The sequence below is a fragment of the Phormidium sp. CCY1219 genome, from assembly GCF_035615515.1.
Lineage (GTDB): Bacteria > Cyanobacteriota > Cyanobacteriia > Cyanobacteriales > Laspinemataceae > CCY1219.
Genome location: NZ_JAJENT010000313.1, coordinates 1 through 12,847, shown reverse-complemented (window position 1 = coordinate 12,847; position 12,847 = coordinate 1). Strand labels below are relative to the sequence as shown.

General features: G+C 50.9%; 9 protein-coding genes. 2 read left to right on the top strand and 7 right to left on the bottom strand.

What is annotated here, in order from left to right; all coding sequences use genetic code 11:
- Nucleotides 1–202 precede the first annotated feature (202 nt).
- From LKK83_RS05085 to LKK83_RS05055, 7 genes are all read right to left on the bottom strand, one after another.
- The gene (locus LKK83_RS05085; protein WP_324629833.1) at nucleotides 203–1,621 is read right to left on the bottom strand and encodes a PP2C family protein-serine/threonine phosphatase; all 1,419 of its coding nucleotides are present in this window, start codon (nucleotides 1,619–1,621) and stop codon (nucleotides 203–205) included.
- 938 nt (nucleotides 1,622–2,559) lie between these two features.
- The gene (ftsY, locus tag LKK83_RS05080; protein WP_324629832.1) at nucleotides 2,560–4,308 is read right to left on the bottom strand and encodes a signal recognition particle-docking protein FtsY; all 1,749 of its coding nucleotides are present in this window, start codon (nucleotides 4,306–4,308) and stop codon (nucleotides 2,560–2,562) included.
- A 785-nt stretch (nucleotides 4,309–5,093) separates the two neighbouring features.
- Nucleotides 5,094–5,726: a transcription antitermination factor NusB gene (nusB, locus tag LKK83_RS05075; protein WP_324629830.1), complete on the bottom strand. Its 633-nt coding sequence runs from the start codon at nucleotides 5,724–5,726 to the stop codon at nucleotides 5,094–5,096.
- A 29-nt stretch (nucleotides 5,727–5,755) separates the two neighbouring features.
- Nucleotides 5,756–6,496, bottom strand: a complete 741-nt coding sequence (locus tag LKK83_RS05070) for a DUF502 domain-containing protein (protein WP_324629829.1) — start codon at nucleotides 6,494–6,496, stop codon at nucleotides 5,756–5,758.
- 439 nt (nucleotides 6,497–6,935) lie between these two features.
- Nucleotides 6,936–7,802, bottom strand: a complete 867-nt coding sequence (locus tag LKK83_RS05065; protein ID WP_324629828.1) for a glycosyltransferase family 2 protein — start codon at nucleotides 7,800–7,802, stop codon at nucleotides 6,936–6,938.
- A 726-nt stretch (nucleotides 7,803–8,528) separates the two neighbouring features.
- Nucleotides 8,529–9,347, bottom strand: coding sequence for a hormogonium polysaccharide biosynthesis protein HpsJ (hpsJ-B, locus tag LKK83_RS05060; RefSeq protein WP_324629827.1), 819 nt, complete (start codon nucleotides 9,345–9,347; stop codon nucleotides 8,529–8,531).
- A 452-nt stretch (nucleotides 9,348–9,799) separates the two neighbouring features.
- Nucleotides 9,800–11,122: a TIGR04283 family arsenosugar biosynthesis glycosyltransferase gene (locus LKK83_RS05055; RefSeq protein ID WP_324629826.1), complete on the bottom strand. Its 1,323-nt coding sequence runs from the start codon at nucleotides 11,120–11,122 to the stop codon at nucleotides 9,800–9,802.
- 244 nt (nucleotides 11,123–11,366) lie between these two features.
- On the opposite strand from LKK83_RS05055, the gene pgl reads away from it, so the two are divergent.
- Complete coding sequence (gene pgl, locus LKK83_RS05050) at nucleotides 11,367–12,086, top strand: 6-phosphogluconolactonase (protein WP_324629825.1); 720 nt, start codon at nucleotides 11,367–11,369, stop codon at nucleotides 12,084–12,086.
- Nucleotides 12,087–12,394: 308 nt separating this feature from the next.
- Nucleotides 12,395–12,847, top strand: a 453-nt coding sequence (locus tag LKK83_RS05045) for a zinc ribbon domain-containing protein (protein ID WP_324629824.1), incomplete at its 3' end; no start/stop codon positions are given.

The following is a 12,847-nucleotide window of genomic DNA, read 5'->3' as shown; positions in this document are numbered from 1 at the left end:
TGGTCTTCTGGTCAGGTGAGCTTGGGAAAATAAAGTCTTACCAAGCCCCTCCCTTTAGGGATGGGGTTCCTGACAGAGTTTTGACATCAGGGTAGAAAATGAAAACTTCAGTATGAACCATGAGGGGTAAAATGGGAAGAGTAGGTGGGAATCGCGCACGCGCAGGGTCGCCGACGAGGGGGACATCCCTTGCCATCGGCCACTAATCTTCATCGGTAATTTGCATGACGATCGCCGTCATGTCATCAGAATTTTGACTGTCCGGACCGATAAAAAGGCGGACTTGTTCGAACAGATAATCGAGAATTGCTTGCGGACCGCTACAGTGTTGGCAGGCCCATTGAAAAGCCGCCACCAAATTTTCTTCATCGAAGCGATCGCCTTGCGGATTGCTCGCATCCGTAAACCCATCCGTATAGTACACGATGGTATCCCCCGGATAGAGCTGCACCTGACCCTCCTGATATTGCGTATCCGAATCCAAACCAATCAGCATTCCCAGAGTATCCAAACGCTTCAGCGATCCCGTAGAAGCCTGCCATAACAACGGCGGATTGTGAGCGGCATTACTATAAGACAACACCCGAGTTTTCGGGTCATACTCGGAATAAAACAGGGTCACAAACCGATGAGAATTTTCCAAATCCGCGTACATGACCCGATTCAAATGTTGGAGAATCCGAGCGGGAGAATGACCATTGAGGACCTCAGCGCGCAACATCCCCCGGGTCATGGTCATAATCAAGCCCGCCGGAACCCCTTTTCCCATCACATCGCCGATCGCCACACTCCACCGCCCGGTGGGTTTGCCCCCGTTGTTTTTAGACTTAACAATATCGTGACTGGTGGGAATAAAATCATAGTAATCCCCCCCCACCCGATTTGCCGTTTGACAACTCGCGGCTAATTCCACCCCATGAATTTTCGGGCATTGACGCGGGAGCAAGCGCAATTGGATTTCCGCACCAATTTCTAACTCGCGGTCCAAGCGTTCTTTTTTGCGCAGTTCCACCGTCAGCTCGTCATTTTCGATCGCCACAGCAGTTTGATCCGCCACCAACCGCACCAACTTTTGCCGAGTCGGCGTCCAACTGTAGTCCGGGTCGCGACTAAACACATACAATCGGCCCCGTTCCACATTTTTTACCAAAATCGCCGTGCCAAACAAATGCACATCCGACCCGACATAGTGGCTGACTTGATAATCCAAAGACGAAGGCGGAACCTTCGGTCCGCCCGCCACTCCCGAACCGTTCATCATTTGCCGCGTCACCGCTTCCAGAGCTTGGCGGATATCTTGACATTCGTGACCTTCCTGACAGTGGAGCTGTTGCAGGCGCACCTGACCATTGGGTTTAAACAGAATTAGCGCTCCCCCATCGGCATCGGTAACGCGACTGGCCACCAGGGGAATCAGCTCCAAAAATTGATTGAGATTATTGAAGCTTCGCAGGGCAAATCCCAGGGAAGAGAGTAAATCTTGAACTTTCTTTTGTTCGCGATGTAAACGTGCCACCAGTTCTTTGAGGGCAAATACTGGCGTTCCTTCGGGAGGGTTTCCCCCGGCATTGGGAGGGTCAGTAGATTGAAATGGCTGTCTTGGAATAGGTACAGAAGTCATTGAGTCACGCTTTTAATCAATATGAGCGATCGCGGTTTTCGGGTTTCAGAGGGCACTCCCCCAAAAGCTTACTGTGTTTTTATAAATTTCCTGCGCCATTTTTGCAAGGGTTAGGTGCCAGAGGCGCAATCCTGCTGGATTTCGAGGCAAATTGTTTTAATATTCTCGGAATTGAGCGCGGCCAGATGCGGCCACTCGGAGTTTAAAGAAATTTTAATATTTTTGCCGCTTTGGCGATCGGCATTTTACCCCAACGCCTACAGCAGGACGTTAAAGTTGCCAGTTACAGAAAAATCAGGCGATTTGATACCTCATGCCTCGAATCTGATTTTCCGTTCCAGAGTCTCGTACCCACTCTCTTTGAATTTCAATGCTTCGCGCCCAGTGGTGCAGTGACACAAATCCTCACCCCTCACGCTTTGGATATTTTGTCAGGGCGAACGCGAGTTTTGCCGCCTGTAGCGCCCGGGAGAGAGCTTTTAAAATAATGGGGGATGATTGGCAACAGAACCGAGGGGAGGTTCTACTTGAATCCCTTTAACAACGATTGAAATAATCATAGCGCCAATTTCCTATCCTGCCAATCTACAACTGGGGGGATTTTCCGCGATCGCCCTCCTGCACTCCCACCGCCACCAACACAAAGCTTCCCTAAGCAAGGGTGGAAATTAATGTACATCCTTGCTGAATTGATTCGTTATGAATTCGTAGGGGTTCATCGTTTGTTTTAACTGTCTGCGCCACTAGGTTCGAGTTGCCTTGAGAAAACCTCGAACAGGGGCGACAAAATTAACCGAAGCAGAAACGCGCCGATCGCCCCCTTTGCAGCAATAATGGGTGCGATCGGCGCGTTGGGAACGAGAGGGGGTTGCGATCGCCCCTAGGGTTGCGATCGCCGATGCGGTTATCTAGACCTTCCCAAAGGCTTCCCCAGGAAGCTAGCCACTGATTAACGCTTCCACGAACTCATAACTAGAAAAGGGGCGCAAATCTTCGATGCCTTCACCCGCACCGATAAAGCGGATAGGCAGACCCATCTGCTGCACGATCGCCAACGCTATGCCACCTTTAGCAGTTCCATCCAGTTTTGTCAAGATAACGCCGTTGAGATTTATCGCTTCCGAAAAAACTTGTGCTTGGCGCATCCCATTTTGACCCAGGGTCGCATCCAAAACCAAAAGCGATTCCACCACCGCATCCGGGGCTTTTTTATCGATAATCCGGCGAACTTTCGCCAATTCATCCATCAGATTTTTCTTATTCTGAAGGCGTCCGGCGGTATCCACCAGGAGCAATTCCGTCCCCCGCGCTTGAGCGGCGGACACCGCATCGAACACCACCGCCGCCGGATCCGCATTTTTCACCGGATTGGCAATCACTTCCACATTCGAGCGTTGTCCCCACACTTTTACCTGTTCCACAGCGGCGGCGCGGAAAGTATCGGCGGCGGCAATTAAGGTGGAGTAACCGGATTTTTTGGCAATATGGGCGATTTTGCCGATCGTGGTCGTTTTCCCAGCACCATTGACCCCCGCAATCAGCCAGACATTGAGTCGGTCTTTTTCCGGGACAAAGATGGGTTTGTAGTTGTTGGCGTAGGGGCGATCGAGCATATCGCGCAGGATTTGTTTGAGGTAGGCGATCGCCTCGGCGGGCGGGAGTGCTTCTTCTTTAAGCTTTTGCTGCAAGGCATCGATAATCGCATCCGTCGCCTCGATTCCCACATCCGCCTGCAAAAGCGCTGCTTCGATTTCCATCACCGCTTCTTTATTCAGCGGTCCTTGTCCCACGATCGCCCGCAACTGATTGATCAAGCTGCGCCGCGTTTTGTCTAACCCCTGGCGTAGTTTCTGCAGCCAGGTAATTTCTTCAATCGAAATCTCATCCGGACGCCGACCTTGGGACGCCAGCACTTCCGCCGACCACAAAAATCCCTCATCAAACGTTAATCCGGAAATGGTCGCGCCCCCTGTCCCGGGAGCCACAGTTCCCGCACCCTGGGCTGCTGGCTCCTCGGTGGGCGTTTCGATCGCGCTTTCGCTCAATCGATCCAGCCTCGCTTGTCGTTCCGCTTGCGCCCTGGCTAAAAAGGAGGTGGGAGCCGCCGCCGTTTCCGTCTCGGGGGCGGATTCTGTGGCTGAAACCTCCTCGGATACGGGCTCTGCTGGGGCAGGGGGGGGCGCAGTTTCTGGTTCGACTTCTACAGGGGTTTCCTCGGTGGCGTTCTCCACCGCTGCCGTTTCCGCCGTCTCCGGTGCGATCGCCTCGGTCGGTGTGGGTTCCACGGTGGGCGCGGCTTCCACCTGTTCCGCTGCTGCTTCTGTTACCGCTTCTGTCTGCGCTTCCTCGGCTACCGGTGCCTCGGCAACTTCTGCCCCTGGGGAGGTTTCTTCCCTGGTTTCGGCGGTGGCTTCTTCTATCGGTGTTTCCGCTGCTTGCGCGATCGGCGCTTCCTCCACCGACTCTTCTATCTCTGTCTTTTCTTCTTCCCCGGTCTGTTGTTTTTGAATGTTTTTATAAGCCGCTTTCGCCCAGCTTAGATAATCTTCTCCCTCTTCGGCGGGGGGTTCCTCCGAGGCATCTGCGGATGAGGGTTCGGCTTGAACCTGCTCTGTGGCTGGTTCTGCTTGTTTTTCCGGTTTTTTTTCTTCGCTACCAAACTGACGGCGGAACCAATTAAACACCATAGTATTGACCTGACCTAAACTGTTGCTGTATTTTTTGCGGGTTTTCTCCCGTTTTAGAGAAGCTTTAGAAATTGCTTCTCTTAGCTGTGCGGACTTTTGACTGGAATTTACCTAACGTAGGTTTCAGACTTCAATCTACCAATAAACAGCGTTTTTTTATGGTTTTTTGTTTGATTAATCGGTTAAAATATTCCCGATTTTGAAATATTTTGCCTGGATTTAGCTCCTTCCTCCCGCGATTGCACCACTCTCCCGATATCTCTCTAGCTCGCGTTTCCGTTTCATCCTAACCCCTCTCGGGCACTGAAATTTTAGTTTCAATTTCTCCCGATTGGGGTCGATAAATCCTCTCGTGCAACTCCCCACTTTGCGACTTTTTATTTTTTGGGTTTGAAAAGGGTTTAGGTTTGGATTTTTTAAATTTATACCGACGATTTTAACGGTAAAAAATAGCTTTGTGTGGGCTTTTTAACCACCTTTAACGTTCGGTTAAGCTTGGGGTTTGGATTGAGTAGCGTCAAGATTTTTTTGTAGAGGCTAGAGAGTAGAGTTGCGTTTGATTTAATTGACGCTCAACAGCGCAAAAGTGAATCGGTGAAAGTTGTGCGGATGAGAGGGGAAAATTGAGTGAATTGCACGAGAGATTGGGTGGCAAGTTACAGGGGATTAACGAGAGGCAAGGAGCGCGATTAACATCTGGATTTTCTTGGCTAAAGCAGGCGAGATGCCTGCAATGGAGCAAGCCGAATTTGGGGAGAAATCGGCCACCTGACAAGAATCATCAGTTACGTGTTTTGGGGAATCCGGTTTTTCAGGCGATCGCTGACCCGACGCAAGACACCATTAACAAAGCGATAAGCATCTTCGCCGCTGTAGCGTTTTGCCAGTTCCACGGCTTCATTAATGGCAATTCGGTCTTGAACGCCGAGATAGTGCATTTCAGCCACAGCAATTCGCAAGATATCGCGATCGATGCGGGCGATGCGATTGAGTTGCCAGTTAACCAGGGAGTTACTGATGAGATCGTCAATTTCAGCGCGCTCTTGTTTGACGGTGCTGAGAATTTCTAAAGCGTAGGCTTTGACTTCTTTTTGGTTGGTGAGTTGAATGAATTCGGGCAATTCCATTGCCATGCCCACCCGGTTAATGGCAGTTTGAGTTTGTTCGATCGCATCGGAAACCATTGCCCGGGCGCTCTTGACGGTGGTGGCTTGAATTTCGCTATCGATCAGGCGATCGCTACCCCGTTTGAGTTCGGAGGCAGCGGTTTCCAGGATATCGTGAACTTCCTGGGTGAGGGTGCGAACCGCTCCAAGGACCAAATCAGAGAGCTGTTCTTGGTGGAGTTTTTCCAAATTAGAAGAGACTTGACTGAGAGAAAGCAGAGCGAGTTCGCGGGCGATTCGTCGGGGTTGCATAATGGTTGTTGAGTTAAACGGCTTGGGGTTTAGATATATTCTTCTTCGGGTTGTTCTTCAGTGGAGATCGCCTGGTGTTTTCCCTCATTCTTCAGTTCGTGCAGTTTGCGCTTGTTAGAAGGAGGCAAAGGTAAAGGACCTCTAGCCGAGGGGCTGACAATTCCACCAGAGACAATGACTTTAAACGCATCTTCCACCGACATGGAAAGGTCGATCGCATCCTCCTCCGAAACGATCGCGTACCAACCGCTAGTGGGGTTGGGGGTGGTGGGGATAAAAATGCTGAGCATCGAACCGGACAAGTGGGATTGAATTTCCGTGGTTACGGTTCCAGTGACGAAAGCGATCGCCCAGATTCCCCGGCGAGGATACTCGACCAAAATCACCCGGCGAAACTTATCGTTGGAATCCTTCAGCACGGTTTCGAGCAGTTGCTTGAGGGTTTTGTAAACCGAGCCGGCTAGGGGAATAGCCTGTAAAACTCGCTCCCCAAGGTCGAGCAGCCATCGCCCCGCGATATTGCGAGCCATCAATCCGATCAGCAGAATGCTCAGTAAAGGCACCGCTAGGCCCACTCCCAAATTCAGCAGATTGACTAAAATGGGGTGCAGGTTATCAAACGGATTGAGCTGCTTGGGAACGCTGGTGAGGAAATCAATCACCCATCTGGCGATTGTAATCGTCAGCCAGATAGTAGTTGCCAGGGGAATGACCACCAGTAGTCCGGCTATCAGATCGTTTTTTAAGTCTTGCTTAAAGCGTTCGAGCACAGGTCACCCACTCTCCTTTGATGGGGAAAATTGCGCGATCGCAATTTTTCCCTCTAACATTTCACTTTTAACCAGCGGTTGGCCGAGCGAGTTAAACAAACCCCTATTGCCATTTTTGGTGGCTGATTTGAGTTCGTCAACCCTTTTACCGTGGTTTGAGGAAACCAAAGCAGTGCCTCAATCCACAGAAGTTCCGCGACCCGATGTCAGGAACTCAGCCAAACCGCGACTCAATTGTTGCCTGCTTCCGCGAAAGGAGCCTTCGGATGGTTTTTATGAGAAGACAAACCTCCCGCCCAAGCAGGACTTGAAAAAATTCCCTAGTGGGATTGCTTAAAATTGTAAAGAATTCTGTCAAAATTCGCACGAACTGCTCGGAAGCAGTTGGGATCCCTTGCCTTTTCCCGAGGCTCCGCCCCACCGGAAACCTTTACCCGGTTTAAGATTGGCTGGAAGGAGTAGCCTGTACTTGCTCCGGTTCTATGCGCGGTTCTGGGGCGTGCTTCAGTTCCCAGACTTTTAGCAAAATCAGATATTCGTAGAAAGCTTGTAGGGTACACCAGGCAAAACCTGCACGCCCGTCCAAAATCCCCCCCAGCAAAAGATACATGTACAAAAAGCGCAAAAGCGGTCGGAAGGGCAAACGCAAGGACAAATCTTTGAGTGCCCGCCTTCTTTCCACTTCTGAGGATCCTAAAAACAAATTTTTCCAGGATACTGCTCCGCTTTCCAATTGGCGCAGGGTTTCCTTGGCTTCATCGCTGGAATAGCGGTTGTGTTTTTCCAGCCAGCGGCTTAATCCTTTGCTACAAGTGTAGTGGGGGTAGGTTTCTTTGAGAAATCCCGTCGGACCGTCACAAACTTCCCGTTCGGTATGCCCGTAGTCGGTGAACCAGACTTTATCTTTGCGGAATAAACGCATTTGATAGCGGGGATATTGGGTACTGCGACGAATCCATTGGTCCATAAATATGACCCGTTCGGCGACATAGTAACCGATAAATTCCTCGCTTTTTGTGGCCTCGAGACATTCTTGAAACAGTTCGGGGGTCATCCGTTCGTCGGCTTCTAGGATGTACACCCATTCGTGCTTGGTGGGAATTTCCTCGAGCATCCAAGTCCTTTGTTTGCCGTGACTTTCAAACTCGTGCTGTACCACCTGGACGGGATATCGATTGGCAATCTCCACAGTGCGATCGCTACTTATCGAGTCCACAACAATGATGTCATCGGATAACATCGCTGACTCAATGCAAGGTGCAATATCAATTTCTTCGTTATAGGTAAGGATATAAATTGAAAACATGTGCGGCTGCTGCCAATAAGGCGCAAAGACTCTAATGGTACAAACCCACCCGAGAATGGTGATTGTCAGCCAACTTTGTCACCCTATCCAGTCCGGGAGTTTGGCTGATAACTTGCTAACAAGGAGGTGTCCTCAACCCCTCTCAGGTGAAGTTTCAACGCCGCCTTGACTTTACCGGATAGGTTAGGCAGGTGGGGCGTCGAGCGAGCGCGTTTACCGAGCTGCGATCGCTCGGCACTGCTTTAGTCTCTATTGTACTTTATGCTACATATTTTTACTTCTCAATGCCAACTCCATTCCTCCTTTCTCCTCAATTTTCTCTCATCTTTACTCTGAATTCCTTGAAATTTTCTCCCTCCTGGGATTTCAATCCTCTCTTTTCTCCCCCCACTTAATCCTCTCCTCAACTCCTGAAAAATAGGCAAATTTATTCCTTTTAATTTTCTGCCATTACTTTGATTTCAGAAGTTGGCAACTTAGATTTTTTGCCCATTTAGGTTAGCTATCAACCCTCTTTTCTTTGTCACAGCTTCGACATTATTCAACCTACTTTAATTCCCGAAATTCGCTTTCGATTGTCTTCACAATTGCTATTTTATTTCTTCCCACTTTGATGACAACCCAAAACGGAACGGTGGAGAAAACCTCTGGCCGAACCGCGATCGGAGATCGAACTCAAATACCACTTGCGGCGGGGATTTTCTCCGAGCGAAAATCCCCGACTTGTTAGCGAGGGCTAGGACTGCGACGACCACCGCGCGAAGTGCCCATACTTTTCAAACCCGTCCAGCCAATGATACTGTAGCCAACGGCCAAGAGCAAACTACTAATTCCCGTTTGTAAAGCAAGCTTCGTCAATCTGGTTTTCGCTTCTGCTTCCAGGTTTTCCCGACGCTCGCGAATTTGACTCACCTGTTGCTCGCTAAGCGACTCCACGCTAAATCGCTCCTGGAGAAACTGGTCAATCTGGTCTGGATTTTCTCTCAACTGTTGCAGTAACTCTTTTTCCTGTTCTGGTACCTCGGGATTGGCCAATGCTTCCTCAAGTCGCTGTTGGTCAGAAAGCAATTCGCGCAGTTGACCGCCCAAGGCACTGCGCCGCCGTTCGATTTCTGTTTCCACATTTTCATTACCCAGGCGGTTGACCACTTGAGCTTCTGTCTCGACCGCTTGTTCCCGAATTTCCTGCAACGTGTCAGAGCGTTGAAGGCGAACGTTATTCAGATGTAGGGGGAATAGCAACAGAAAGACAAGCCCTAAAACTGTAGACAGCAAAAAAGCCCAAAACCGAAGGTCTTGCAAGGCATTGCGTCTCGATGGGTTAGCCCCTTCGCTACTTTGCATCCAAAATCCAGCTAATAGAAAAGCAATTCCTACTAAAGGAATGATGCCTCGTTCCACGAGCTGAGCCGTATAGGTCAACTGCCACTGTCTCTCCAAAGGATTGAATGGAAAGGCAAGTAGCAGGTAATCTAATAATGACGACAGAACTAAAATTACCCCGACCACTTTCAGGGTCATTGAAGCTACAGAATGTTGATTCATTTTATCTAACCTGCTAAAAACTCCCGAGATTATTGTCAATCGGCAGAGGAAAGCGGGGCGGGGTTTACCACTTCCCCACGATCGCTGGAAAAAAGTTGAGACCCCTACCGTGTGGGATTTACTCGCTTCGGTGACACTGGACGGCAAGCATGCAAGGGGTGGGCAATGACAGACTCGAAGTTTTTAACCTGTACGCACGGGGAGAATTGGGGGCTTTTGCCGCTCCCGCTCGGGGTCAATATTTACTATCTCAGTTTCAGTTTAAACTGAAAACTGGAAGCACCCAAGCCTCTAACTCCCTGTTACCGGAAAACTTAAAAAAAAAATTATTTTTTCGGGTTTGGGATCTGCTGGCCGTTACCCCCTGCATTAGAGAATCCAAACAGACCGGGGGACTTGGGGCATCGGTGGGTTGGCAAAGGTGCCGATCGCCGCGCGGAAGCCTGCCGTTGTTAGTTTACCCATTGACCGTACCAGTTAACCAGACGCTCCGGTGGGACACCAAGATAATACCCAATCAGGATGGCTTGATTGATGGCGGTAGTTTTCACCACGCCGAGTTTTTCCCATCGGCGTGCTGAGGTTAGAACTGAACTCGGCGCGATCGCAATATTGCCCCGCCTTCTCAACCGATGGATGAATTCCAAATCCTCCACGATCGGCAGGGGTGAAAATCCCCCCAGTTCTCGAAAAACATCGGCGCGGACAAATATGCCTTGGTCGCCATAGGGCATTTGCAACAGGCGCGATCGCCACTTTACCCCTCGTTCCACCCACCGCAGACCCTGTCGTGCGGAATCGATTTTCAGTTCAAAGGCACCCCCCACCACTCTCGGTACTGCCAGCACCTCGCGCACCACGGTATCATATCCCCTTGGCAATTGAGTATCGCCGTGGAGAAACAACAAAATTTCCCCGCGCGCCACAGCAGCACCGGCGTTCATTTGCCGCGCGCGACATGCATGCGAGGCGATCGCTTTTACCCCACAAGATTCGGCTAATTCGCGGGTTCCATCTTCCGACCCGCCATCCACTACGATAATTTCTACATGGGTGCCTGCTTTGGTTCGTCCTAAGGTTTGTTCGAGACGATCGGCTTCATTGAGTACCGGAATAATAATCGAAATTAAAGGAGGCAATGGGGAGAGTTGAAAATCGGGTGGTAAACTCGGCAGATCTTCGGGGCGATCGATATCGCGCAGTTGGGGGAGATAGTCAATCGATAAGGATAAAGAATGAGCGATCGCCACTGTCTGTTGCAACACCTCTCCCGTCCCCCAATCAATCCCGGTGAATAATTCCGGCACCGGTCGGCGCAAACCGATGAGGTAATATCCTCCATCCACCGCAGGGCCGAGTACCAGGTCGCTATCTTGCAGGCGATCGAAGGCGGTAGAAAGGAGGGCGGCGTCGATGGCGGGGCAATCAATCCCGATGGTGACCACCCGCTCAATGCCGGCGTCGAAGGCTTCCTCAAAGGCTTGAATCAAACGCGCGCCGAGATCTCCGTTATTTTGGGGGTTGTAGAGCAGATCGGATCCCAACCAAGCTCGCATCTGCTCGATAGTACCCCCCGCAAAACGAACTTCGATGGTAACGGGTTGTAAATTTTGCAGTTGTCTGACCTGAGCGAGGGTATGTTCGCTCAGTTGGCGTTGCAACTGCGCCGCTCCTTGGGCACCGAGGGTGGGAATTAGGCGAGTTTTGGTTTGTCCGGGGGTGGGATAACGGGTAAAGACTAGGGCGCGATCGCGGCAACTGTGGGGATCTATCATCAATTCTGACCCATAACTTGCGTTCTTTATTTTAAAATTGTCGTATGGGGAGAAGAAGATGGGGTTTGATTGCGCTAGATTTAAGCTAGGAAACGCCTCTGGAGAGTTGGACCTCTATGCGATAAGCGAGAGCTTGTGGCGTAAGTTGGCTCGCTCCAGGAGGAACCGAGTACCGTACCCGTCAGGGTCGGTGTCGGGAGGATGTCAGAATGCTATTGGATAATAGCAGCTATTCTCTATTTTGATGAATAAAAGAGTTGAAGTTTTACCGGATAAGACGGCGTTGATTGGGCGATCGCTCCAGGTGGTGCGCGAGAAAATTCAACAAGCCTTGGAAGCGAGCGATCGCTGCACGATTGCTCTAGCAGGGGGTAGCACGCCCAAACCCCTGTATGAATCTCTCGCCACTTGCGATCTGCCTTGGGAGAAAATTCATATTTTTTGGGGGGATGAGCGTTACGTGCCACCAGAGGATCCTGAGAGCAATCAGCGGATGGCTTGTGAAGCTTGGCTCGATCCCGTGGATTTCCCCGCCGCCAACATTCACCCCATACCCACTGGTGCGGGGGATCCAGCAGCCGATGCCAAGCAGTACGAACAACAGTTGCAACAATTTTTTCAAGTGCCCCCGGGTGAATTTCCCGCCCTTGACTTAATTTTGCTCGGAATTGGCGACGACGCTCACACCGCCTCACTTTTTCCCCAGACCCCAGCGTTAAAAGTGAGCGATTCCCCGGTCACGGTGGGCAATAAAGACGGACACCCCCGCATTACTTTTACCGTCCCCCTAATTAACCAAGCCCACTGTGTTATCTTCCTGGTGTCCGGTGCCGGAAAACAAGACGCCTTAGCGCAAATCTTTGCCTCAGACGCAGATGATTTCACCTATCCGGCTCGACTCGTTCAACCCCAGGGAGAACTCTGGTGGCTGCTAGATGAAGCCGCCGGACGGCAGGTGAAGTAACTTAAGTGAATATTGGGCGGAATAGTTTAAGTGAAGCTGATAAGTGAAGCGAGCGTGCTTTCACCTCCGATTTCCATTGCCATGCCTTGCACGATTAGGGGAAAATCTTATTCCCCCGAAAGCAAGCGTCTGAAGCTGAAATTAGAAGCGCTTAGAGCAATATGCGGGGATAAAAAAAGCACTACGCTTGCGATCGGCACCACCGCGTCACTCTCGGTAAAGCATTGAGCCAGGGTAAAATCTGACCATTTGAGGCGGGTAAATCCCTACTCTTCTTACGATCCGAATCGATGGGAGAAAAAACTGCGATGATTGTCTGTCCGAATTGCAACCACCAAAATCCAGAAGGCGCAACCCAGTGCGAGTCTTGTTTGACCCCCTTACCGGCAACCACTAGTTGTCCTTCTTGTGGCGCAACGGTGCAAACCGATGCCGCCTTCTGCGGTCAGTGTGGCTATAATCTCCAGGAAAGTCATTCTGAAGAAGAACAAGCAGCACAAGCCCCAGAAATGCCACCCACTGAGGTTTCCGCACCCGAACAAGAAGCACCCGAGCCATCGATCCAACCCGATCCGATTTCTGGCATGCAGCCTGAGTCTGAGGAGAATCAACCCAGCACCAGCGTTCCCGATGTGGAAGCTGAACCAGTAGCGGCAAGTGCGGCTCCTCCTCCACCCGCACCGCCTCCGGCTCCCACTCCGGCTCCCACTCCGGCTCCCACTCCGGCTCCCACTCCGGCTCCCACTCCGGCTCCCACTCCG

Bases quoted from the DNA above. Each gene is read 5' to 3' on its own strand.
- LKK83_RS05085 (WP_324629833.1), bottom strand. From the start codon at position 1,621: ATGACTTCTGTACCTATTCCAAGACAGCCATTTCAATCTACTGACCCT.
- ftsY (WP_324629832.1), bottom strand. From the start codon at position 4,308: ATGGTGTTTAATTGGTTCCGCCGTCAGTTTGGTAGCGAAGAAAAAAAA.
- nusB (WP_324629830.1), bottom strand. From the start codon at position 5,726: ATGCAACCCCGACGAATCGCCCGCGAACTCGCTCTGCTTTCTCTCAGT.
- LKK83_RS05065 (WP_324629828.1), bottom strand. From the start codon at position 7,802: ATGTTTTCAATTTATATCCTTACCTATAACGAAGAAATTGATATTGCA.
- hpsJ-B (WP_324629827.1), bottom strand. From the start codon at position 9,347: ATGAATCAACATTCTGTAGCTTCAATGACCCTGAAAGTGGTCGGGGTA.
- LKK83_RS05055 (WP_324629826.1), bottom strand. From the start codon at position 11,122: ATGATAGATCCCCACAGTTGCCGCGATCGCGCCCTAGTCTTTACCCGT.
- pgl (WP_324629825.1), top strand. From the start codon at position 11,367: ATGAATAAAAGAGTTGAAGTTTTACCGGATAAGACGGCGTTGATTGGG.